Annotated in this window: 25 protein-coding genes; 20 read left to right on the top strand and 5 right to left on the bottom strand. The window is 74.3% G+C overall.

Features of this window, described 5'->3' with window-relative positions:
• Positions 1-98 precede the first annotated feature (98 nt).
• The 7 genes from ACYVDA_RS16375 (at position 99) to ACYVDA_RS16345 (ending at position 6,063) form a co-directional block, all read left to right on the top strand.
• On the top strand, positions 99-701 hold the full coding sequence (locus ACYVDA_RS16375) for a hypothetical protein (RefSeq protein WP_460819508.1): 603 nt from the start codon (positions 99-101) through the stop codon (positions 699-701).
• A gap of 3 nt (positions 702-704) precedes the next feature.
• Positions 705-1,346, top strand: a complete 642-nt coding sequence (locus ACYVDA_RS16370; protein WP_460819507.1) for a hypothetical protein — start codon at positions 705-707, stop codon at positions 1,344-1,346.
• A 54-nt stretch (positions 1,347-1,400) separates the two neighbouring features.
• Positions 1,401-2,402 (top strand): NAD(P)/FAD-dependent oxidoreductase, encoded by a 1,002-nt coding sequence (locus ACYVDA_RS16365; protein ID WP_460819506.1) that lies wholly within the window; start codon positions 1,401-1,403, stop codon positions 2,400-2,402.
• Between the two features lies 1 nt (position 2,403).
• Entirely contained in the window at positions 2,404-2,877 is a 474-nt protein-coding gene (locus tag ACYVDA_RS16360) for a pyridoxamine 5'-phosphate oxidase family protein (RefSeq protein WP_460819505.1), read from the top strand.
• A gap of 84 nt (positions 2,878-2,961) precedes the next feature.
• The gene (locus tag ACYVDA_RS16355) at positions 2,962-4,212 is read left to right on the top strand and encodes a glycosyltransferase family 4 protein (RefSeq protein WP_460819504.1); all 1,251 of its coding nucleotides are present in this window, start codon (positions 2,962-2,964) and stop codon (positions 4,210-4,212) included.
• Positions 4,199-4,933: a class I SAM-dependent methyltransferase gene (locus ACYVDA_RS16350; protein ID WP_460819503.1), complete on the top strand. Its 735-nt coding sequence runs from the start codon at positions 4,199-4,201 to the stop codon at positions 4,931-4,933. The genes ACYVDA_RS16355 and ACYVDA_RS16350 overlap by 14 nt, the downstream gene beginning before the upstream one ends.
• Positions 4,934-4,944: 11 nt before the next feature.
• The gene (locus ACYVDA_RS16345) at positions 4,945-6,063 is read left to right on the top strand and encodes a prenyltransferase (protein WP_460819502.1); all 1,119 of its coding nucleotides are present in this window, start codon (positions 4,945-4,947) and stop codon (positions 6,061-6,063) included.
• Here the strand turns inward: ACYVDA_RS16345 and ACYVDA_RS16340 are convergent.
• Positions 6,034-6,711 (bottom strand): class I SAM-dependent methyltransferase, encoded by a 678-nt coding sequence (locus ACYVDA_RS16340; RefSeq protein WP_460819501.1) that lies wholly within the window; start codon positions 6,709-6,711, stop codon positions 6,034-6,036. The two genes, ACYVDA_RS16345 and ACYVDA_RS16340, sit on opposite strands and share 30 nt — an antisense overlap.
• Complete coding sequence (locus tag ACYVDA_RS16335) at positions 6,708-8,000, bottom strand: alpha/beta hydrolase fold domain-containing protein (RefSeq protein WP_460819500.1); 1,293 nt, start codon at positions 7,998-8,000, stop codon at positions 6,708-6,710. Before ACYVDA_RS16335 ends, ACYVDA_RS16340 begins: the two co-directional genes overlap by 4 nt.
• Positions 8,001-8,347: 347 nt before the next feature.
• On the opposite strand from ACYVDA_RS16335, the gene efp reads away from it, so the two are divergent.
• The 9 genes from efp (at position 8,348) to ACYVDA_RS16290 (ending at position 15,583) form a co-directional block, all read left to right on the top strand.
• The gene (gene efp, locus ACYVDA_RS16330; RefSeq protein ID WP_460819499.1) at positions 8,348-8,911 is read left to right on the top strand and encodes an elongation factor P; all 564 of its coding nucleotides are present in this window, start codon (positions 8,348-8,350) and stop codon (positions 8,909-8,911) included.
• Positions 8,911-9,315, top strand: a complete 405-nt coding sequence (gene nusB / locus ACYVDA_RS16325; protein ID WP_460819498.1) for a transcription antitermination factor NusB — start codon at positions 8,911-8,913, stop codon at positions 9,313-9,315. Before efp ends, nusB begins: the two co-directional genes overlap by 1 nt.
• Before the next feature lie 76 nt (positions 9,316-9,391).
• Entirely contained in the window at positions 9,392-10,495 is a 1,104-nt protein-coding gene (locus ACYVDA_RS16320; RefSeq protein WP_460819497.1) for a GNAT family N-acetyltransferase, read from the top strand.
• A 36-nt stretch (positions 10,496-10,531) separates the two neighbouring features.
• Positions 10,532-11,419 (top strand): DUF1206 domain-containing protein, encoded by an 888-nt coding sequence (locus ACYVDA_RS16315; protein ID WP_460819496.1) that lies wholly within the window; start codon positions 10,532-10,534, stop codon positions 11,417-11,419.
• A 43-nt stretch (positions 11,420-11,462) separates the two neighbouring features.
• Entirely contained in the window at positions 11,463-12,071 is a 609-nt protein-coding gene (locus tag ACYVDA_RS16310; RefSeq protein ID WP_460819495.1) for a hypothetical protein, read from the top strand.
• 78 nt (positions 12,072-12,149) lie between these two features.
• Positions 12,150-13,499: a dihydrolipoyl dehydrogenase family protein gene (locus ACYVDA_RS16305; RefSeq protein WP_460819494.1), complete on the top strand. Its 1,350-nt coding sequence runs from the start codon at positions 12,150-12,152 to the stop codon at positions 13,497-13,499.
• A gap of 10 nt (positions 13,500-13,509) precedes the next feature.
• Complete coding sequence (locus tag ACYVDA_RS16300; protein WP_460819493.1) at positions 13,510-14,688, top strand: hypothetical protein; 1,179 nt, start codon at positions 13,510-13,512, stop codon at positions 14,686-14,688.
• A 42-nt stretch (positions 14,689-14,730) separates the two neighbouring features.
• A complete protein-coding gene (locus ACYVDA_RS16295) occupies positions 14,731-15,108 on the top strand; it encodes a VOC family protein (RefSeq protein ID WP_460819492.1) in 378 nt (125 codons plus the stop codon).
• A gap of 40 nt (positions 15,109-15,148) precedes the next feature.
• A complete protein-coding gene (locus ACYVDA_RS16290) occupies positions 15,149-15,583 on the top strand; it encodes a VOC family protein (RefSeq protein WP_460819491.1) in 435 nt (144 codons plus the stop codon).
• 111 nt (positions 15,584-15,694) lie between these two features.
• Here ACYVDA_RS16290 and ACYVDA_RS16285 read toward each other — a convergent pair whose 3' ends face one another.
• From ACYVDA_RS16285 to ACYVDA_RS16275, 3 genes are read right to left on the bottom strand one after another with little or no spacing between them, the layout of a single operon-like run.
• Positions 15,695-16,405: a sulfotransferase-like domain-containing protein gene (locus ACYVDA_RS16285; protein WP_460819490.1), complete on the bottom strand. Its 711-nt coding sequence runs from the start codon at positions 16,403-16,405 to the stop codon at positions 15,695-15,697.
• On the bottom strand, positions 16,402-17,385 hold the full coding sequence (locus ACYVDA_RS16280; RefSeq protein ID WP_460819489.1) for an aminotransferase class IV: 984 nt from the start codon (positions 17,383-17,385) through the stop codon (positions 16,402-16,404). The genes ACYVDA_RS16285 and ACYVDA_RS16280 overlap by 4 nt, the downstream gene beginning before the upstream one ends.
• Before the next feature lie 30 nt (positions 17,386-17,415).
• The gene (locus ACYVDA_RS16275) at positions 17,416-18,582 is read right to left on the bottom strand and encodes an MFS transporter (protein ID WP_460819488.1); all 1,167 of its coding nucleotides are present in this window, start codon (positions 18,580-18,582) and stop codon (positions 17,416-17,418) included.
• A gap of 124 nt (positions 18,583-18,706) precedes the next feature.
• Between ACYVDA_RS16275 and pyrR the strand changes: the two genes are divergently transcribed.
• The 4 genes from pyrR to ACYVDA_RS16255 are packed head-to-tail and all read left to right on the top strand — an operon-like array spanning position 18,707 to position 22,208.
• Positions 18,707-19,339 carry a bifunctional pyr operon transcriptional regulator/uracil phosphoribosyltransferase PyrR gene (pyrR, locus tag ACYVDA_RS16270; RefSeq protein WP_460819487.1) on the top strand — a complete coding sequence of 211 codons (633 nt, stop codon included), beginning with the start codon at positions 18,707-18,709 and terminating at the stop codon, positions 19,337-19,339.
• Positions 19,339-20,274, top strand: coding sequence for an aspartate carbamoyltransferase catalytic subunit (locus ACYVDA_RS16265; protein WP_460819486.1), 936 nt, complete (start codon positions 19,339-19,341; stop codon positions 20,272-20,274). The genes pyrR and ACYVDA_RS16265 overlap by 1 nt, the downstream gene beginning before the upstream one ends.
• On the top strand, positions 20,271-21,551 hold the full coding sequence (locus ACYVDA_RS16260; RefSeq protein ID WP_460819485.1) for a dihydroorotase: 1,281 nt from the start codon (positions 20,271-20,273) through the stop codon (positions 21,549-21,551). Before ACYVDA_RS16265 ends, ACYVDA_RS16260 begins: the two co-directional genes overlap by 4 nt.
• Before the next feature lie 48 nt (positions 21,552-21,599).
• Positions 21,600-22,208: an SGNH/GDSL hydrolase family protein gene (locus ACYVDA_RS16255; protein ID WP_460819484.1), complete on the top strand. Its 609-nt coding sequence runs from the start codon at positions 21,600-21,602 to the stop codon at positions 22,206-22,208.
• The last annotated feature ends 92 nt before the right edge of the window (positions 22,209-22,300 follow it).

The following is a 22,300-nucleotide window of genomic DNA, read 5'->3' as shown; positions in this document are numbered from 1 at the left end:
CACGGCTCGGCGTGGTTAGGCTGCCCCGGGAGCGCCGAGGGGTCGGCCTCGCCCGACCGGCGTCGTCCTGGCCGGGAGGTCGCCGACAGGGGGTGGACGTGACGGGTCAGCAGACCGACGAGCCGCTCGCACGGCCCGACTCCCGTGCCGCCGGTCCCGACGGGTCCGGTCGCCCCGTCCGGGAGGGACGCGAGCCGCGCTCGTGGGGCACGCCGAACGCGGCCCTGGCGCTGCTGCTCGTGGCGTTGCTCGCCCTGGCGGCCCTCTTCCTGCTGCGCGACCCCGCGAGCGGGTCCGGGGGCGCCGACGCCGCGCTGGCCTCGGCCCGTCAGCGTGCGGTGGTGGCCGCGGCCAAGGACGAGGCCACGGCGTTCCTGACGGTGAACTACCAGTCCACCCCGGTGGTGGCCCGGCGCGTCCTGTCGGGCGCCACGGGCGGGTTCGCGCGGGAGTACCGCGCCGGCTTGGGGGAGCTCACGCGGCGTGCGCGCACGACCCGGGCCGTCGCGCGCCCGACCCTGCGGGCGGTGGGGGTGGACCGTCTCGGCGCGACCCGCGCCACGGTCCTCGTGGCGGCGGACGCCCAGGTGAGCAACCGGTCGATCCGCGGCCAGGACCAGTCCCGCTACTACCGCCTGCGGCTCGAGCTGGTCCGCCGGGACGGTCGTTGGCTGACCACCGACCTGCGGTTCGTGGACTGAGCCGTGCCCCCGACATCGACGACTCCCGGCACCCCCGGCACCGACGGCAGCCCCGGCACCGACGGCAGCCCCGGCAGCCCCGGCAGCCCCGGCGCCGCCGCGGGCGGACTCGGGACGCAGGTCCCCGACCGGCAGCCGCTGCGCCTGCGGGGTGCCACGACCGTCGTGCTGGCGGTGCTGTGCCTGGTCGCCGCGGGCGTCGTCGGGGTGTCGCTGTGGCGCGACGGGCAGGCCCGGGCCGCGGCTCCCACGACCGGTCCGGTCTCGTCGGTGTCCGCGCGGGAGTCCGGCGCAGCCGCGGCCCGGAAGCTCAGCGCGCAGGTGCTCTCCTACGGCTGGCGGACGCTGGACCGCGACGCCCGGGACGTGCAGCGCGTCTCCTCCCCGAGCTTCGCCCGCCAGTACGCCCGCACGATGGCCTCGGTGCGGGCCCAGACCCTGCGCACCAAGGTCACGCTCACGGCGAAGGCCGTCGAGGTCGGCGTGGTCACCGCCTCGCCCACGCGCGTCGTGGCCCTGGTGTTCCTCGACCAGACGACCCGGACCCAGGGCTCGTCGCGCACCCGCCAGGACCAGAACCGGGTGCTGGTCACCGTGACCGCCGATGGGGGAGAGTGGCGGATGTCGAGGATGGACGCCTTCTAGGGACCCCTCGCGCGGCGGGCCGCGCGGACCTGGCCGGTGCGGAGAGGTGGAGCGATGACCGAGGCCGACGCGGGCGGCGCCCAGGAGCTGGACACCGACCTGCTGGTCATCGGGGCCGGCCCGACCGGCCTCTACGGCGCCTACTACGCCGGGTTCCGGGGGATGAGCGTGACGGTCGTCGACTCGCTGCCCGAGCTCGGTGGCCAGATCTCCGCGCTCTACCCCGAGAAGTCGATCCTCGACGTCGCGGGCTTCCCCGACGTCAAGGGTCGGGTGCTGGTCGAGCAGCTGGTGGAGCAGGCGTCCAGCGCCCGGCCGACGTACCTGCTGGGACGCACCGCCTCGGTGCTCAAGACCGACGACGAGGGCGTCCGGCTCGAGCTCGACGACGGCACCCTGATCAACGCCAAGGTCATGGTGATCACCGCCGGGATCGGCAAGTTCACCCCGCGGCCGCTGCCCGCGGCGGGCGCGGGCTGGGAGGACCGCGGCCTGGTCTTCTTCGTCCCCTCCTTCGCGGAGTACGCCGGCCGCGACGTCGTCATCGTCGGCGGCGGGGACAGCGCCTTCGACTGGGCCCACCACCTCGAGCCGATCGCGGCGTCGGTCACCCTGGTGCACCGACGCGACCAGTTCCGCGCCCACCAGGCCACCATCGACGCGGTCCTGGCCGGACGCACCGAGGTGATCACCAAGGCCCAGGTCACCGCCCTGCGCGGCGAGCACCACGTGGAGGCGGTCGAGATCACCACCGCCGACGGCGAGGTGCACGAGCGCCCGGCCCAGAGCGTCGTGGCGGCCCTCGGGTTCGTGGCCGACCTCGGCGCCATGAAGGAGTGGGGTCTGGAGTTCGACAAGCGGCACGTGCGCGTCGACAGCGCCATGCGCACCAACCTCCCGCGGGTCTTCGCCGCCGGCGACATCACGGAGTACGACGGCAAGGTGCGCCTGATCGCCGTCGGCTTCGGCGAGGTCGCGACCGCGGTGAACAACGCCGCGCCGCTGGTCTTCCCCGACCAGTCGTCCTTCCCCGGCCACTCCAGCGACGGGTCCTGAGGTGGCCTCCCAGCGGTCGTCGGTCGCGATGACCGACGACGAGGTCGCCGCGTTCCTCGCCCAGCAGACGAAGGTGCAGGTGGGCACGATCGGGCCCGCGGGGGAGCCGCACCTGACCACGCTGTTCCACGTCGTCCTCGACGGCCGGATCGCGTTCTGGACCTACGGCCGCTCCCAGAAGATCGTCAACCTGCGCCGCGACCCGCGGATCAGCTGTCTGCTCGAGGCCGGGGAGGAGTACGCCGAGCTCCGCGGCGTCAGCATCCGCGGCACCGCCCACCTGGTCGACGACCACGACGAGGTCCGCGCCATCGGGGCCCTGGTCGTGCGCCGGATGGCCGGGAACGCCGACCTGGGCCAGTTCGGCGAGGACCTGGTGGCCCAGCAGGCGCTTAAGCGCGTCGCGGTGGTCGTGGAGCCGGGCAAGGTCGCCAGCTGGGACCACGCCAAGATGGCGGGCCCTCCCGGATCCTGAGGCGTCTTACCGGCGGGTCATACTGGGCACCCCTCAGCTCGAGACGTGGGGGTCCCGCTGGGGGGCCGCCCGGGAAGGCCCTCCTTGCGCATCGCACTGCTCTCCTACCGCAGCAAGCCGCACTGCGGCGGTCAGGGGGTCTACGTCCGCCACCTCTCCCGCGAGCTGGTCGCGCTGGGCCACACCGTCGAGGTCTTCTCCGGTCAGCCCTACCCCGAGCTCGACCCCGGCGTGCTGCTCACGAAGGTGCCCAGCCTCGACCTCTACCGCGAGCCGGACCCGTTCCGCACGCCGCGGCCCTCGGAGATCCGCGACCTGGTCGACGTCGAGGAGGTGCTGACCATGTGGACGGCCGGCTTCCCGGAGCCGAAGACCTTCTCCAAGCGGGCCGCCCGGCTGCTGCGCGGCCGGGTCGGCGACTTCGACGTGGTGCACGACAACCAGACGCTGGGCTCGGGCGTCCTGGCCGTCAAGGAGCTGGGGCTGCCCCTGGTCACCACCATCCACCACCCGATCACGGTCGACCGGGAGGTCGACCTGGCCGGCGCCCCCACCCGGCGCAAGCGGCTCACGCTGCGCCGGTGGTACTCCTTCCTGCGGATGCAGGCCCGGGTCGCGCGGGCCTGCGGGCGGGTGCTGACCGTCTCGGAGTCCAGCCGTCGCGACATCGTGCGCGACTTCGGCGTCGACCCCGCCGCGATCACGGTGATCCCGCTCGGCGTCGACGACGTCTTCGTGCCGCCCACCGCCGCCCGCGTGTCGGGCCGGATCGTGGCGATGGCCAGCGCCGACGCCCCGATGAAGGGGATCGCCACCCTGCTCGAGGCCTTCGCCAAGCTGCGCGTCGAGCGCGACGTCCACCTGGTGCTGGTCACCAAGCCGGTCCCCGGCGGTCGCACCGAGCAGCTGCTGGACAGCCTCGACATCGCCGACCACGTCTCCTTCGTCAGCGGGATCAGCGACGCCGAGCTGGTCGAGGTGATGGGCTCGGCCGAGGTCGCCTGCGTGCCCTCGCTCTACGAGGGGTTCTCGCTGCCCACGGCCGAGCTGATGGCGTGCGAGACCCCGCTGGTGGTCAGCCGGGCCGGCGCGATCCCCGAGGTCGTCGGGCCTGACGGCGAGTGCGCCGACCTGGTCACCCCGGGCGACGTCGGCGAGCTCGAGGCCGCGCTGGTCGCGCTGCTCGACGACCCCGACCGCCGGGCCCGGATGGGGGCCGCGGGTCGCCGCCGGGTGCAGGAGCTGTTCAGCTGGCGGGCGGTGGCCGAGGCCACGGCCGCGGCGTACGAGGATGTCCGGACCACCACCGAGGAGAAGACCCTTGCTGACCGTTGACTTCGACCGCCTGGGCCTGCGTCCCGGCGACCGGGTGATCGACATGGGCTGCGGCGCCGGGCGCCACGCCTTCGAGATGTACCGCCGTGGCGCCGACGTGATCGCCTTCGACCAGGACGCCGACGAGCTCTCCGACGTCTCCGACCTGTTCGCGGCCATGCGCGAGGCCGGGGAGGTGCCCGCGGGTGCCGAGGCCGACGTCAAGCAGGGGGACGCGCTGTCGCTGCCCTTCGCCGACGGCGAGTTCGACCGCGTGGTCGCCTCCGAGGTGCTCGAGCACATCCCCGACGACGTCGACGCCATCGCCGAGCTGGTCCGCGTGCTGCGCCCCGGCGGCACGATGGCCGTCACGGTGCCGCGCTGGCTGCCGGAGAAGGTCTGCTGGGCGCTGTCGGAGGAGTACCACTCCAACGAGGGCGGCCACGTGCGCGTCTACAAGGCCTCCGAGCTGGTGGCCAAGCTCGAGGCGACCGGCATGCGCCACGTCGGCACCGACCACGCCCACGCCCTGCACGCGCCGTTCTGGTGGATCAAGTGCGCCGTGGGCGTGCGCAAGGACCGGCACCCGCTGGTGCGCGGCTACCACCAGCTGCTGGTGTGGGACATCATGCGCACGCGCGGCATCAGCCGGGTCACCCGCGGCGCGGAGAAGGCGCTGAACCCGCTGATCGGCAAGAGCGTCGTGCTCTACCTGACCAAGCCGACCAGCCCCACGGTCTGAGCCCGCTGCCCGTGCGCTCGCACCCCGTCCCGTCGGTCCCCGGCGTGCTCACCCCTGCGCAGGTGGCGCGCACGGCCGAGTCGATCACCTGGGTGCAGGGCGAGGACGGCGCGATCCCGTGGGCCGACCAGCAGCACGTGATGGTCTGGGACCACGTCGAGGCCGCGATGGCGCTGCTGGTGGGCGGGCAGGTGGCCGCGGCCGAGGCGGCGTACGACTGGAGCCGGCGCAGCCAGCGCCACGACGGGTCCTGGCCGATGAAGATCCTCGGCGGCGTCGAGGTCGACGCGAGTGGCGAGACCAACCTGTCGGCGTACGTCGCGGTGGGGGTGTGGCACCACTGGACGGTGCGGCGCGACCTGGAGTTCGTCGAGCGGATGTGGCCCACGGTGCGTCGCGCGCTCGACTTCGTGGTCGGGATGCAGCTGCCCTTCGGCGGCATCGCGTGGTCCCAGGAGTGGGACGACGCCGGGCCGGCGAGGGTCAACCGCGAGGCGGTGCTGGCCGGGTCGGCGAGCATCTACCAGTCGCTGCGCGCCGGGGTCGCCCTGGCGGGCCTGATGGACGAGCCGCAGCCCGAGTGGGAGCTGGCCGGCGGCCGGCTGGGCCACGCGGTCCGTGAGCACCCCGACCTGTTCCTGGACAAGAGCACCTTCTCGATGGACTGGTACTACCCGGTCCTGGGCGGCGCCGTGCGGGGACGGGCCGGGCAGGACCTGGTCGACGCCCGCTGGGACGACTTCGTGGTGCCCGGCCTGGGCATCCGCTGCGTCGACACCAACCCGTGGGTGACCGGCGCCGAGACCTGCGAGCTGGTGATGGCCCTGGACTGCCTCGACGAGCGCGACCGGGCCCTGGCGCTGTTCGCGGACGTGCAGCACCTGCGCCACGAGGACGGGTCCTACTGGACCGGCTACGTGTGGCCCGACGAGACCCACTGGCCGGCCGACCAGACGACGTACACCGCCGCCGCGGTCGTGCTCGCCGCCGACGCGCTCTCCCGCACCACCCCCGGCTCGGGGATCATGCGGGGCGAGACCCTCGCGGCGCCCTTCCCGGAGATCGGGCTGGAGTGCGGGTGCACCGACCGGGTGGCCGCCTCAGCCGACGGGGTCCCCGGCCGCGCCTGAGGTCCGCTCCAGGACCCGCATCGAGCCCACGGTCTCCACCGGGACGAAGCAGCTGCTCGCGACCGCCCGCTGCCAGACGTGGTACGGCGCCTGGCCGCCGTCCTCGGGCCGCTCGAACACGTCGTGGACCACCAGGGCGCCGCCGGGCCGCACCCAGCGGGCGAAGCCGGTGTAGTCGTCCTGGGCGGGCTCCTCGGCGTGGCCGCCGTCGATGAACAGCAGGGCCAGCGGGGTGCGCCAGTGCCGGGCGACCGTGCGGGAGTGCCCGACCAGCGCGACCACCTCCTGCTCCAGGCCCGCGTCCGCGATCGCGCGCCGGAAGACCGGGAGGGTGTCCATCCGGCCGTCGCGCGGGTCGACCAGGGTGGGGTCGTGGTGCTCCCACCCGGCCTGGTTCTCCTCCGAGCCGCGGTGGTGGTCCAGGGTGAACACGGTGCTGCCGGTCGCGCGCGCCGCGGCGCCGAGCCAGATCGCGCTCTTGCCGCAGTAGCTGCCGACCTCCAGCGCGGGGTCGTCGCCGAGGTGCTCGACCGCCGTGCGGTGCAGCAGCTGGCCCTCGTCCTCGGGCATGAAGCCGGTCGCGGCCCGGGCGTGGGCGAGCAGGTCGGGGTCGATCCCGGCGGCCTCGCGGGTGGCGGGGTCGCTCATGCGCTGGCGGAGGTCTGGCCGGGTGTCTCGCCGTCACCCTGCTGCTGGGCCCGCTCGCGCAGCCACAGGGCCCGGTGGTGCTCCAGCCAGCGGTCGACGGCCCGCACGGCGTGGTGGGCCCGGATCGAGCCGAACACCTCGAAGGCGTGCTGGGCGCCGGGGAACTCGGCGTACGTCACGGAGGCGCGGGAGACCTTCTTCAGCGCCTCGACGAAGGCGTGGGCCTGGCGCACGTCGACCAGGGAGTCGTTGGCGCCGTGGAGGCAGAAGAAGTCGGGGGCGTCGGCGTTCACGTGGGCCAGCGGGGAGGCGTCCACGAAGGCGTCGCGCTCGGCGACCGGGTCCTTCTGGAACACCTTCGGCGCCAGGAACCCGTTGCGCATGGCCTTGGCCGACCGCAGCTCGGTCATCCCCGCCATGTCGTAGACGCCGTAGAACGGCACGCAGGCGGCCACGCTGGTGTCGGCGTCCTCGAACCCGGGCTGCCACTCGGCCTTGCCCGGCGTCAGCGCCGCCAGCGAGGCCAGGTGGCCGCCGGCCGAGCCACCGGTGATCACCAGGTAGGTCGGGTCGCCGCCGTAGGAGGCGATGTTCTCCCGCGTCCAGGCGATCGCCTTCTTCACGTCGATCACCTGGGCCGGGAAGGGGTGCTTGGGGGCGAGCCGGTAGTTCATCGCCACGCAGACCCAGCCGCGCTCGACCATCCGGTTCATCAGGAGCCGGCCCTGCGACTCCTTGGTGCCCAACGTCCAGGCGCCGCCGTGGACCTGGACGAGGACCGGGGCGTTCGACACGTCCACCCCGCGGGGGCGGTAGACGTCGAGCCGCGCGCGCTTGCCGCCGGCGGTGTAGTTGATGTCGCTGACCACCTCGACGTCGTGGCGGTCGAAGGAGAACGGCCGCAGCACCTCGCGGGCGAAGGAGCGCAGGTCGTCGGCGGTGGGCGGGTCCTCGAGCACGTCGAGGTAGTCGTCCCCGAGACCCTCGCGCAGGGTCGACTCGACGCGCGCGGCCGAGCGGGTCGCCTGCAGGGTCATCCAGCCCAGCGCGCCCGCGCTCAGGGCGGCCAGGGCGAGGCCCGCCCGGTCACCGGGGCGCGCACCCTCACGGCGTACGCGCCTCAGGGCGAGCCCGGCGTCGGTCGCGGTCGCGACGAGCAGCTGGGGCGCGAGCTCGCTGGTGAGCCACCCGGCCAGGAAGGCCGGCACCGCCGTACGCCCTCCCGGGACCGGCTTGACCGCGTTGGCGGCGTAGGCGGCGTTGACGATCTGACGGCCCAGGAACCACATGGCCGTCACGGTAGGCGACCGCGCGGCCCCGCTCGCAGGGAGTCCACCAACGCGCCCCGAGTGGGGGATCCGGGCGCGCCGTACGCCGCCGAGTGGGGGATCCGTGCGCGCTGCACGCCGCCGAGTGGGGGATCCGGGCACGCCGCACGTCCAGGGAAACCCCGGTCGGCGAGCTGGGGCGTGCGCCAAGTCCCCGGTGAGCGGGCTGGGGCGTGCACGAAGTCCCCTCTCGGCGGGCTGGGGTCATCGCGCCAGCCGGTCTCCGGGGCGGCTAGACTCGGCGGTCGTGCCTGCGAGCGGTGGGCGCGGACCGACGTACCCCACACGAAGGCACGAGACTCTCAGCGATGGCGACGACGAACGACCTGAAGAACGGCATGGTGCTCAACCTCGACGGCCAGCTCTGGCAGGTCATCTGGTTCCAGCACCACAAGCCCGGCAAGGGCGGTGCCGTGGTGCGCTCGAAGCTCAAGAGCATCAGCTCGGGCAAGACCGTGGACCGCACCTTCAACGCCGACGTCAAGGTCGAGGTGGCCTCGGTCGACAAGCGGACGATGCAGTACCTCTACAACGACGGCACGTCCTACGTCTTCATGGACACCGGCACCTACGAGCAGCTCGAGGTCCCGCCGGACGTCGTGGGCGACGCCAAGAACTTCATGCTGGAGAACCAGGAGGCGATGGTCGCCACCAACGAGGGCACGGTGCTCTACATCGAGCTGCCGGCCTCGGTCGAGCTCGAGGTCACCTACACCGAGCCCGGCCTGCAGGGCGACCGCTCCACCGGCGGCACCAAGCCGGCCACGGTCGAGACCGGCGCCCAGGTGATGGTCCCGCTCTTCATCGTCAACGGCGAGAAGATCAAGGTCGACACCCGCGACTCCTCCTACCTGGGTCGCGTCTCCTCCTGATGTCGGCGAGGTCCAAGGCCCGCAAGCGCGCCCTCGACGTGGTGTACGCCGCGGAGATGCGCAACCGCTCGGCGCTCGAGCAGCTCGCCGAGGTGCAGTCCGACCTCCAGGTCAACGACTACACCGTGGAGCTCGTGCACGGCGTGGTCGAGCACCGCGCGCGTCTCGACGAGGTCATCTCGGACCACCTCGAGGGCTGGACCCTGGCGCGGATGCCGGCGGTGGACCGCAACGTCCTGCGCCTGGCGACCTTCGAGATCCTCTACGTCGACGACGTGCCCGACGCGGTCGCCGTCTCCGAGGCGCTGCACCTCGTGCGCGACCTGAGCACCGACGAGTCCCCGGCGTACGTCAACGGGGTGCTGGGCGGCATCGTCCGCGACCACGAGCACCTCGCCGGCTGAGCAGGCAGGACACCCGGGACCACCGGCCACGCGCGGGGGTGCACGCCCGCACCCCCGGGTCGGGCAGGATGGGCCGGTGACCTCCGCACGCGCTGACCGACCCCAGCCAGCAGACGAGCCAGCAGACGAGCCGGCCGACCAGCCGGCCCACCACCTGGCCGACCTGCCGGACCTGCCCGAGGGCTGGACCTCCCGGCAGCCGGTGCTCGACGACCTGACCGCGCTCGTGGACCTGCGGGGGGCCGACAAGGAGCCGTGGACCGGCTCGCGGCGCGTCGACCGGGAGCAGGTGGCCTCCGAGGTCGCCGGGCCGGCCTCGTGGACCCGGCGCCAGGCCGTGCTGCTCGACGCCGCCGGCGCGATCCGCGGGTGGGTCGTGGTCCACGACCGCGCCGAGGGCCGCACGATGCTCCACGTCTACCTCGACCGCACCGTGGCCGACCGGCAGGTCCAGGACGCGGCCGCGGGCTGGATGTACGCCTGGGCCGAGCACCAGGCCGCCGAGATCTCCGCGCTGCGCCACGTCGACGGCACCCGGATGGACGCGAGCCCCTTCGAGGCCGACACCGTGCAGCGCGGCTGGCTGGCGGCCGCCGGCTACACGAACAAGCGCACCTACCTGCAGATGAGCCGCCCGGTCGGCGCCGACGAGGCCACCTCGCTGCCCGGTCCGCGCGAGGGCGTCACGATCCGCCGGGTGGCCCACCACGAGAACGGCCTGCCGGTGGCCGCCGACCTCGTGGTCGTGCACGAGATGCTGGAGAAGTCCTTCGAGGACCACTTCAACTCCTACCGCGAGAGCTTCCCGGAGTTCGTCCAGCGGCTGCGCGAGGATCCCGGCCACCGCTGGGACCACTGGTGGCTGGCCTTCGTCGACGTCGACGGCGAGCAGCACCCGGCGGGTGCCCTGGTCAGCACGGTCCTGCCGGAGAACGCCGACGGCCACGAGGGCAGCTACGTCGACTACATCGGCGTGCACCGCGACGCCCGTGGCCGCGGCGTGGCCAAGTCGCTGCTGCACACCGTGATCGCCGACGCCGCCGAGCGGGGTCGCGACCGGGTCGGGCTCGAGGTCGACAACTCCTCGCCCACCGGCGCCGACGGCCTCTACCGGTCGATGGGCTGGGAGACCGACTACGTCACCGAGTCGTGGTTCAAGGACATCGACTTCACGTCCTGACCCCCACGAGGGGCCGCGGGCTGGGATGATCGGCCCATGCGGAGCGGAGCAAGCGGCTCGTCGGACTCGTCGGCGTCCCCAGGTCGGTCGGACTCGTCGGACGGACCGGTCGACGACGCCGTCGACGAGGCGCAGCGCCGGGGCCGGGAGGCCGAGCAGAGCGACTGGCTCGACCACGCCGTGCAGTTCGGCCTGGTGGCCTACGGCGTGGTCCACCTGATGCTGGGCTGGCTCGCCCTCCAGCTCGCCCTGGGGGGACGCAACGAGAACGCCAGCACCAAGGGCGCCCTCCAGGCGCTGGGCCGCCAGCCCGCCGGCACCACCCTGGTCTGGGCGATCGCGGTCGGCATGGCGCTGCTGGTGGTGTGGCGGCTCCTGGAGGCGGCCTTCGGCCACCGGCGCGAGGAGGGCAGCACGCGGGTGCGCAAGCGGCTGGTGTCGCTCGGCAAGGGCGCGGTGTACGCCGCCCTCGGGTTCTCCGCCGCCAAGGTCGCGGCCCACGCCCGGTCGGGCTCGAGCAAGGGCACCGTCGCGCAGGTGCTGAGCTGGCCGGGCGGGCCGTTCCTGGTGGTGCTGGCCGGCCTCGCCGTCGTGGCGTACGCCGCCAACACGGCCTGGCGCGGCTGGAAGGAGAAGTTCGCCGAGCACCTGGACACCGAGGGGCGGATGGGCTCCGCGGGAGCGGCGTACCTCGTCTTCGGCAAGGTCGGCTACCTCGGCAAGGGCGTCTCCCTGGCCATCGTCGGCGTGCTGCTCGTCGTGGCCGGGTTCCGCCAGTCGCCGGCCCAGGGCGGCGGGCTCGACCAGGGGCTGCAGAAGGTGCTGCAGCAGCCGTTCGGGCAGGTGCTGATCGCCCTGATCGGCCTCGGGCTGATCTGCTACGGCCTGTTCTGCTTCGCCCGGGCCCGCTACCTCGACCGCTGAGGGCCCTGCGGGCACCCCGGGGGCGGGCGGCTAGCCTCCCGAGGTGATCACCGAGCGGTTCGACGGCCAGATCGCGGGCGTGGGCACCACCGCCGGCGTGCGCGTCGTGGTCGGCCGGTGGTCGGACTCGCCGCTGGGCGACTTCGCCGACGTGATGCTGGCCGAGCCCGACGGCACCCGCCGGCTGCTGGCCCCGTCGGCAGAGGTGGCCGCCTTCGTGTCCGCGACCTACCGCTTCGACCACGTCGACGTCGGACCCGTGGGCGTGCGCTCGGGCGAGGGCTGGTGGGACGTCGAGGCCCCCGGCCTGGAGCTGACCTTCTCCGTCGGGCGACGGGCACCGCTGGGGTGGCTGCTGCGACTGGTCCCGCACCGACTGGCCACCTCGCCGACCTGGGCCCGGGTGACGGACCCGGTGGCCCGCCTCCTGCTCCGCGGGGTCCGCACGCGCGGCACGGCGGGCGCTGGCCGCACCGAGACCTACGGGGCCACCGACCTGCACCGCGTGACGTCCCTGACCGGCACCTGGCGCGGCGAGGACCTCGGTGAGCTGGCCCCGGTGGCCCCCGAGCCGGGCTTCGGCTTCGGGTCGACGCCCCGGGCGCCGTCGGTGACGCGGCTGGTCACCACGGTCACCTCGCCCGACGTCTGAGAGGTCCGCGCCGGCACCGCCGACCGCGACGACGGCCCGGGGCCTGACCGATGGGGTCGGCGCTGCTTGACTGGCCCGATGACGACACAGTGCGACGTGGTGGTGATCGGTCTCGGCCCCGGCGGCGAGGCGGCGGCGACCGAGCTGGCGAAGGCCGGGCTGTCGGTGGTGGGCGTGGACGAGCGGCTGGTGGGTGGGGAGTGCCCCTACTTCGGCTGCATCCCCAGCAAGATGATCATCCGCGCCGGCGAGGCGCTCCAGGAGGCCCGGCGGGTCGACGGCCTGGCCGGTGCCGCCCAGGTGGAGCCCGACTTCTCCGTCGTGGCGAAGCGCATCCGCGACGAGGCGACCAGCGACTGGGACGACCAGGCCGGCGTCGACCGGTTGACCGACGCGGGCGTGCGGTTCGTGCGCGGCCACGCCCGGCTCACCGGGCCCCGGACCGTCGAGGTCGACGGCGAGACCTTCGAGGCCACCCGCGGGGTCGTGCTGAACCCGGGCACCTCCCCGGCCGCGCCGCCGGTGGACGGGCTGGCGGACACGCCGTACTGGACCAACCGCGAGGTGCTCCGGGCCGAGACCGCCCCCGCCTCCCTGGCCGTCCTGGGCGGCGGCCCGATCGGCGCCGAGCTGGCCCAGGGCTTCTCCCGGTTCGGCACGCGCGTGACCGTCCTCGAGCGCGGCCCGCGCATCCTCGGCCCCGAGGAGCCCGAGGCGGGTGAGCTGCTCGGCACGGTCTTCGCCGAGGAGGGCATCCAGGTGCTCACCGACGTCGACGTCCAGCGGGTGGCGTACGCCGACGGGCACTTCACGATCACGCTGGCCGACCAGGAGATCGAGGTCGAGAAGCTGCTGGTCGCCGCCGGCCGCCGCCCCAACCTCTCCGACCTCGGCCTGGAGACCGTCGGGCTCGACCCGGCCGCGCACAGCATCGAGGTCGACGACCGGATGGTCGCGGGCGACGGGCTGTGGGCCATCGGCGACGTGGCCGGGCACGGGGCCTGGACGCACATGTCGATGTACCAGTCCGCGGTCGCCGTGGCCTCGGTGCTCGGCAAGGACGGGCCGCGGGCGGAGTACCACGCCGTCCCGCACGTGACCTTCACCGATCCCGAGGTCGGTGGCGTCGGGATGACCGAGCAGCAGGCCCGCGACGCCGGTCTGAACCTGCGGATCGGCCACCAGGACATGGCCGCCAACTCGCGCGGCTGGATCAACCGGGCCCAGGGCCTGGTCAAGGTGATCGAGGACGCCGACCGCGGCGTGCTGGTCGGGGCCACGGTGGTCGGCCCGACCGGCGGCGACATCCTGGGCATGCTGACCACGGCCGTGCACGCCGAGATCCCCACGAGCCGCCTGCTGTCGATGATCTACGCCTTCCCGACCATGCACCGTGCGGTCGAGGAAGCGCTCAAGGACCTGGGCTGAGGGTGCCGGGATGAGGCGGGCCGGGGTCGTCGCGGCCGGGTTGACGGCGGTCCTCGGGCTGGCCGGCTGCGCGTCGACCGGGTCCCGGGCCGGCACCGGGGGGAGCGCTGCTGCGCCGTCCGCCGCGGGGGCGCCCGCGGACGACGCCCGCCAGCCGTCCGCGACGCCGGCGCCGACCGGGGGACCGCGCGGTGCCGTGGTCGACCCCGCCCGGCTCCGGCACGGGGCCGACCCGCGGCTGCCCTGGTGGGACGCCACGACCTCGCGGCTGCACGACGGCCGGCTCAACGTCCGCGTGACGCTGCCCGGCTCGCGGGCGGGCGACGTGGTCTCGCTGGACCGCGCCGGGTCGGCGTACCTCCTGGTCGCGGCGGGCCGCTCCGGTCCGACCGCCTTCCGGGTCGGGCGCGACGGGCGCACCCGCGTGCTGGCCCGCACCCGGTCCGCCCCGCTCGTGCTCGCGGTCGCCGCGAACGGCCGCACCTTCGCCTGGCTGGCCCAGCAGGGACCGGCGCGAGCCACGGTGGTGGTGTCGCGCACCTCCGACGGCGCCGAGGTGGCCCGCCAGCGGTTCCGCGACGAGCAGCTGCGGGTGCTGACGCTGACGCCCGGGCGAGCGCTGGTGGGCACCTACCGCTCGACCGCGTCCTGGGACCTCGCGACCGGCACGGTGCGCCGCGTGCTGCCCGACACGGGCCTGCTGGCCAGCCGCGACGGCGCCCGGCTGGTGGCGGCGCGCGCCCCCGACGACACGCCGGCCTTCGTGACCGGGCCGGCGACGAGCGGCCCCTGGTCGCTGCCCCGGCGCGAGGTCCCGCAGCAGCTCAACCCCGACGGACGGCTGCTGCTCTCGGGCACGCCGCACGACGCCGACCCCCGCGGCTACGACGTCTTCCTGCGGCCCCTGGTGGTGCGCGACGCGTCGACGGGCCGGGTGCGAGCCCGGTTCGACGGCCGCTTCGGGTGGTACGACGCCGGCGGCCCGCGCTGGGAGGACGGCGACCACGTGCTCGCGATCGCCCGCGCGCCCGGCTACGCGTCCGGCCAGCCGACCATCCGCCTCACCTGGGTGCGCTGCACCGTCTCGACCCGCTCGTGCGAGACGGCCGGTCCGCCGGCCACCCTGCAGCTCGACGTGCCGCCGTACGTCGTGCTGCCGCGCCTGGTCGCGGCCGCCCCGGCGTCCTGAGGTCGTCGGCGCCAGTAGGGTCGTGGACCGAGGAGGAAGCCGATGAGCGTGCTGGGTGTGGGCGGGATCTTCTTCCGCGCGGACGACCCCGAGGCCCTGACGACGTGGTACGCCGAGCACCTGGGTGTCGGCGCCGGTCACGCCGCCCCGGGTGCGGGGCCGGCCGACGAGCACACCTGGACCGTGCGCGGCGGACCCGTGGTCTTCGCGCCCTTCCCCCGGGAGACCGACTACTGGCACCGGGACCGTCAGGTGATGCTGAACCTGAGGGTCGACGACCTCGACACCCTGCTCGGCCAGCTGAGCGCAGCCGGTGTCGAGGTGGAGACCAGGCCCGAGTGGGACACGCCGGAGACCGGTCGCTTCGCCCGTCTGCACGACCCCGAGGGCAACCCCGTCGAGCTGTGGCAGGAGCCCTGAGCCCCTTCTCGGTGTCGGGGTCGGCCTCTAGGGTGCTGCGATGACGACGCTGAGGCAGGTCCAGGTCACCTTCGACTGCACCGATCCCGAGCGGGTCGCCCTGTTCTGGTGCGACGTGCTCGGCTACGAGGTGCCGCAGCCACCGCCGGGGTTCGACTCGTGGGAGGCCTTCGACGCCACCCTCCCGGCGGAGCACCAGGGGTCGGCGTACGCCTGCCAGGACCCGACGGGCGTCGGCCCCCGGCTGTTCTTCCAGCGCGTGCCCGAGGCCAAGACGGTCAAGAACCGGCTCCACCTCGACGTGCGCGTGGGTGTCGGGCTGGTGGGCCAGGAGCGGCTCGACGCCCTCCTCGCCGAGGAGGAGCGCCTCACGACCCTCGGCGCCACCCGGGTGCGCCTGATGGAGGCCGACGGCGTCAACGAGTCCTGCCTGGTGATGCAGGACGTCGAGGGCAACGAGTTCTGCCTGGACTGACGGCACGGGCGGGCTGCACGCGGGGATGTGTGGTCGATCGCAGGCACCTGGTGCGCGTGATCGACCACAGATCCCCGCTGCGAGGAGCTCAGCCCGACGACTGCCGGTGCGTCACAGCCGCAGGCGCCGCGCGTGCAGGAGGTCGTACGCCGGTCGGCAGGCCTCCGCGACGCCCGTGTCGTGGTCGTCGAGCTCGAGCGAGCGGGCGCGCCAGGGCTCGAAGCCGGTGGAGGCCTCGACGGCGGCGTACCAGTGCGGCGCCCAGACCCCGTCGGAGTCGCGCGGGCCGGCCGGCCAGGTGAGCATGCGCTCGGTGAAGTCGATGCCGAGCCAGTCGCACAGCCAGCGCAGGTGGGCCTCGGGGTCGCGCAGGAAGTCGCCGGCGTCGACGACCGGCGTGTCCTCCGGCAGCACCTCGAGGAGCCGCGCCTGCTGGAGCAGCCCGATGTCCTCGGGCTCGCAGGCCTCCCGCGAGCGCACGTAGGACGCGACCACCTCGGCCGGGTCGCGGATCAGCAGCACGTTGCGGAACGCCCGCACCCAGTCGAGGTCCATCCCCGGGAGCAGGTGGTGGGTCATGTGCTTGGCGTAGTGCACGGCGGCGTCGACGGGCGCGTTCAGGGAGCGGACGACCTCGTGCCAGTCGGTGGGCTGGGAGGCGATCACGTCGGCCGCGCCGGGGTGGTCGATGCCGGTGGCGGCGAGGTAGGCGGCGTACAGCGGCTCGTCGACGACGACGGTGTCGGGCCGGTTCTCCCAGGCCCGCATCATCGCGGTGGAGATGTTCCGCGGGCCGCTCCACATCGCGACCCGGACGGTCATCGGGCCGCCCCCGGGGCCGAGGCGGCGCGGCTGGCGATGTCGGCGGCGACGTGGGCCTGGTAGAGCTCCTGGAGCCGCTCGACCACGGGTCCGCGGGCGCCGGCGTGGGGGAGCCCGTCGCCGATGGTGCGCCCGTCGACGGTGCGCACCGGCACCACCCCGGCGAAGGTGCCGGTCACGAAGGCCTCGGAGGCGCCGTAGACGTCGGTGAGGCTGAAGGTGGTCTCGCGCGCGGGGATCTCGTGGGTGCGGCAGACCTCCAGCACGTTGGAGCGGGTGATGCCGCCGAGGCAGAAGCGGCCGTCGGAGGTCCACACCTCGCCGGCGCGGGTGACGATGAAGAAGTGGGTGCTGTTGCAGGTGGCCACGAAGCCGTGGGGGTCGAGCATCAGCGCCTCGTCGGCGCCCGCGGTGTAGGCCTGGATGCAGGCGGTCACGTCGTTGAGCTTGCTGTGCGCGTTGAGCTTGGGGTCCAGCGTGTCGGGGTAGGCGCGCCGCACGTGGGTGGTGAACAACGTGATGCCCTCGACCACCGTGGCCGGCATCGGCTCCTTGTGCTCGGCGATCACCACGACGGTGGCGGGGCCGACGGTGACGCGCGGGTCCTGGTACGGCGTGGACTTCACGCCGCGGGTCACCATCAGGCGCACGTGCACGCCGTCGGTCATCTCGTTGGCCCGCAGGGTGGCGTAGATCGCCTCGGCGATCTCCTCGCGCGGGGGGAGGTCGATCATCAGCGCCCGGGCGCCCTCGGCGAGGCGGTCGAGGTGCTGGTCGAGGAAGGCGGGGTGGCCGCCGGTGACGCGCAGGCCCTCCCAGACGCCGTCGCCCAGCACGAACCCGGAGTCGAAGACCGACACGACGGCGCGCTCGCGGGGCAGCAGCCGGCCGTCGATCCAGATCTGGATCCCGGCGTTGCGGGGGTCGTCGGAGGAGTGCTGGGTGCCGGTGGGGCTCGTGGTGCCGGGGGAGCTGGTCATGGCGTCACCCTAGGAGAGCGTGGGCCGGCCTCAGGTCGAGCGCGCCGGGTGCCCGTGACGCAGCTGCAGCGCCCGGCCCACGGCGACGAGCAGCGCCACCAGGGCGAGCGCCAGCGCGGGCAGCACGACACCGGCGGCGGGGCGGACGGCGACCAGCAGCAGGGGCACCCCGAAGCCGAGGTAGGTGACCACGTAGTAGAGCCCGGTGAGGGTCCCGCGACGCGCCGGCGGCGACAGGGTCTCGACGTCGAGCAGGCCCTCGCGCAGGCACAATCCGTAGGCCAGGCCCATCAGCACGCAGATCACCGCGAACGCGACCAGCCCCAGGTGCGGACCGGTCGCCGCCATCAGGGTGAAGCCGGCCGCCGAGCAGGCCGCGCCGGCCACGCCCGAGCGGGGTCCCCAGGCGCGCTGCCGCGCGACGGTCTGGATGACGATCCCGGTGCCGAGGGCCAGGATCGCCGCGACGCCCACGAGCAGCGGCCCGTCGTACGCCGTGGGGAGACGCGGCGGGAGCGTCACGATCGTGATGGTCGGGCTGGCGAAGACCACCAGCCCGACCGGCAGCGACCACGCCAGCGCGGCCCGGGCGGAGTGCACCGGGTCGACCGCGGGGGCCGGGCGACCGCGGGCCTCGGCCAGCCGGGCCCGGGTCTCGGGGACGCTGAGCCGGGCCGCGAGCAGCACGGTCACCAGCGACAGCACCAGCGAGGCCACGAACGGCAGCCGCAGCGGCGCGGGGCCGAGCTGGGCGAGCAGCCCGGACACCAGCGGCCCCACGGCGAAGCCCGAGGTCAGGAAGACGCCCGCGAGCACGGTGCCGGCCGCGCCGCCGAGGTCGGCGCACCACGCGGTGCCGGCACCGAAGGTCAGCCCGGCTCCCAGGCCCACCACCAGGCGCCCCACCAGCAGGGCGGTCGGCTCGTGGGAGGCCAGCAGCACGACGGTGCCCAGGGCCGCGACCGCCGCCCCGGGCAGCACGACCAGCGGCCGCCCGACGCGGTCCGACAGGGTGCCCCCGCCGAAGAGCCCGGGCAGCAGCCCGAGGGCGTAGACCCCGAAGACGCCGTCCAGCAGCACCGCGGAGAGCCCCTCGCGCCCGGCGAGGACCGGGATCACCGCGGCGAAGTGGTTGGCCGCCCACCCGGTGGCCATCAGGACCGAGAGGACACCGGCCAGGCCGCGAGAGGTACGCACGGGCGTGAGTCTCCCAGGAGCCCGCGCAGGGGTCGGCCGCGGGGACGGCCCGTGCAGTAGGGTCGCCGCGTTCGACATCCTTTAACGAGCCGTCCCGTGAGGCGGAGAAGGAGGTCCGGTGCCGATGGCGCCCTCCGAAACCCCCGACGACACCCCCGCAGCCGCACCGGCCGGCGAGGCACCCCCGCAGCCGTCCGGCGCCGGGGACGGCCGCACCGTCCTGGACGCCCGCGACATCGCCCGGGCGCTGACCCGGATCTCCCACGAGATCCTGGAGCGCAACAAGGGTCCCGAGGACCTCGTCCTGCTCGGCATCCCCACCCGCGGCGTCGCGCTGGCCCAGCGGGTCGCGGCCCGGATCGCCAAGGTCGAGGGGGTGCAGGTGCCGACCGGCACCCTCGACATCACGATGTACCGCGACGACCTGCGTCGCCACCCCACCCGCGGGCCGCAGCACACCGAGGTGCCCGCCGGCGGCATCGACGGCAAGGTCGTCGTGCTGGTGGACGACGTGCTGTTCTCGGGGCGCACCGTCCGCGCCGCCCTGGACGCGATGAACGACCTGGGCCGCCCGGCCAGCGTGCGGCTCGCGGTCCTGGTCGACCGCGGGCACCGCGAGCTCCCGATCCGCGCCGACCACGTCGGCAAGAACCTCCCCAGCGCCCGCAGCGAGCGTGTGCTCGTGCGCCTGGACGAGGTCGACGGGCACGACGAGGTGCGGATCGCCCCCACGCCCACCGAGGAGGCCACTCGCTGATGCGCAAGAACCTGCTCTCCGTCGACGACCTCTCCGTCGACGACGTCGAGACCCTCTTCGCCACGGCCACCGAGATGCACGACGTGCAGCGGCGCTCGGTCAAGAAGCTGCCCGCGCTGCGTGGCCGCACGGTGGTCAACCTGTTCTTCGAGGACTCCACCCGCACCCGCTCCTCCTTCGAGATCGCCGGCAAGTGGCTCTCGGCCGACGTCATCAACGTCTCGGCCAAGGGCTCCAGCGTCAGCAAGGGCGAGAGCCTGCGCGACACCGTGCTCACGGTCGCCGCGATGGGGGTCGACGGCCTGGTGGTCCGGCACATGGCCAGCGGCGCCGCCCAGCAGGTCAGCCGCTGGACCGACGCCGTCGTGGTCAACGCCGGCGACGGCACCCACGAGCACCCCACCCAGGCCCTCCTCGACGCCTACACGCTGACGCGGCGGCTCGGTGCGCTGGAGGGTCGCCACGTCGCGATCGTCGGCGACGTCACCCACAGCCGGGTCTTCCGCAGCAACGTCGCGCTGCTGACCAAGCTCGGCGTGCAGGTCACCGTGGTCGCGCCGCCGACCCTGATGCCCGCGGGCGTCGGCAGCTGGTCGGAGGCGGCCGGCTTCGCGACGGCGTACGACCTGGACGCGGTGCTGCCGCAGGTCGACGCGGTGATGATGCTGCGCGTCCAGCGCGAGCGGATGAGCGGTGCGTTCTTCCCCACGGCGCGGGAGTACACGGTCGGCTACGGGCTCACCCGCGACCGCCTGGCCCTGCTGCGACCAGACACCCCGATCCTGCACCCCGGCCCGATGAACCGCGGCCTGGAGATCGCCGCCGACGCCGCGGACGCGGCCTCCTCGGCGGTGCTCGACCAGGTCTCCGCGGGCGTGGCCGTCCGCATGTCCGTGCTCTACCACCTGCTCGCAGGGGAAGGGAGCATCGCGTGAGCGAGCCCCTGGTCATCCGCGGCGCCTCCGTCCTCGGCGGTGAGGCCCGCGACCTGTACGTCGCCGACGGCGTCCTGGTCGACGAGGAGCCCTCCGGCGCCCGGGTCGTCGACGCCGACGGGCTGGTCGCCCTTCCGGGCCTGGTCGACCTGCACACCCACCTGCGCGAGCCCGGCCGCGAGGACGCCGAGACGGTCCTCACCGGCTCGCGCGCCGCGGCCGTCGGTGGGTTCACCGCCGTGCTCGCGATGGCCAACACCAGCCCCGTGACCGACACCGCCGAGGCCGCGGAGCGGGTCCTGGACCTGGGGCGCGCCGCCGGCCTGGTCGACGTGCAGCCGGTCGGCGCCGTCACCCGCGGCCTGGAGGGCCACGAGCTCGCCGAGCTGGGGCTGATGGCCCGCTCGCGCGCCCGGGTGCGGGTGTTCTCCGACGACGGCCGCTGCGTGCACGACCCGCGGGTGATGCGTCGGGCCCTGGAGTACGTCCGCGCCTTCGGCGGCGTGGTCTCCCAGCACTCCCAGGACCCCGACCTCGCCGGCCCCAACGCCTGCTGCCACGAGGGGGAGCTCTCGGGACGGCTCGGCCTGCCCGGGTGGCCGTCGATCGCCGAGGAGGTGATCGTCGCCCGCGACGTGATGCTGGCCCGGCACACCAGCAGCCGCCTGCACGTCGCGCACGTCTCCACCGCCGGCTCCGTCGAGGTGCTGCGCTGGGCCAGGGCGCAGGGGATCGACGTGACCGCCGAGGTCACCCCGCACCACCTGCTGCTCACCACCGACCTGCTGGGCGACTACGACCCGGTCTTCAAGGTCAACCCGCCGCTGCGGCCCGAGGAGGACGTCCACGCGCTGCGGGCCGCCCTGGCGGACGGCACGATCGACGCCGTGGCCACCGACCACGCCCCGCACGCCCGCCACGACAAAGAGCACGCCTTCGTCGACGCCGCCTTCGGGATGCTCGGCCTGGAGACGGCCCTGTCGGTGGTCAGCGACGTCATGGTCGGCTCCGGCGCCCTCGACTGGGCCGGCGTCGCGCGGGTGATGTCGCAGAACCCGGCCCGGATCGCCGGCCTGGACTCCCACGGCGGCACCCTGGCGGTCGGCGAGCCGGCCCACCTCACGCTGGTCGACCCGGCGGCCGCGGTCCCGGTCGACCGCGAGGCCTCGGTGTCGCTCTCGCGCAACAATCCCTGGCACGGGCGCACCCTCACCGGAGCCGTCGTCGCGACCGTCTTCGCCGGGCGCCCGACCGTGCTGGACGGGGCGCTGGCCTAGCAGGGGCCCAGCACCCTCACCCCTTGGGGGGCGGCTCATGCTGAAGGGGTGAACACGCGGCTGGCCGTCCTGGGTGACTCGATCGCGTGGGGCCAGGGGGCCGCGCGCGAGCGTGACCGGCTGGCCGCACGGCTGACCGAGGGCCTCGAGCTGCGCGGACACGCCGTGGAGGCCCGCGTCCTCGCCGTGCCGGGGGCCCGGAGCTCCGGTCTGGCGGCGCAGGTCCGGGCGGTCACACCATGGGCCCCGACCGTGGTCGTCGTGGTCGTCGGCGCCAACGACCTGACGCACCTGGAGCCCGTCGAGCCGGCGGTCCGTGCCCTCGGTGACGCCGTGCACCGACTGCGCGCCCTCGGTGCCGAGGTCGTGGTCGCACCGGCGCCAGACCTGAGCGCGGTGCCCCACGTGCCCGTGTTCCTGCGCGAGGTCGTCCGGAGCGCGGGGGCGGCGTTCCGCGAGCAGCAGGTGGCCGTCGTCGTCGCCGAGGGCGGGCGCGTGGCCGACCCCGACCAACGGGCCTCGCGCGCCTTCGCGACCGACCCGTCCCTGTTCTCGGCCGACCGCTTCCACCCCTCGAGCGCGGGGTACGCCGTGATCGCCGACTCGTTGCTCCCGGTCGTCCTCGAGGCCGTCGAGCACCCCGACGGCGCCTCCTGACACCCGTGATCGCCGGTGGTAGGGCCCGTGGCGAAGGACCGGGTGGTGGCCGGGGTGACCGCGCAGCGTCGGGCCGCACTAGTTTTGGCTTC

Source organism: Nocardioides korecus (assembly GCF_054778395.1).
The sequence above is the reverse complement of the archived record's forward strand: the minus strand, read 5'-3'. Positions and strand labels throughout refer to the sequence as shown.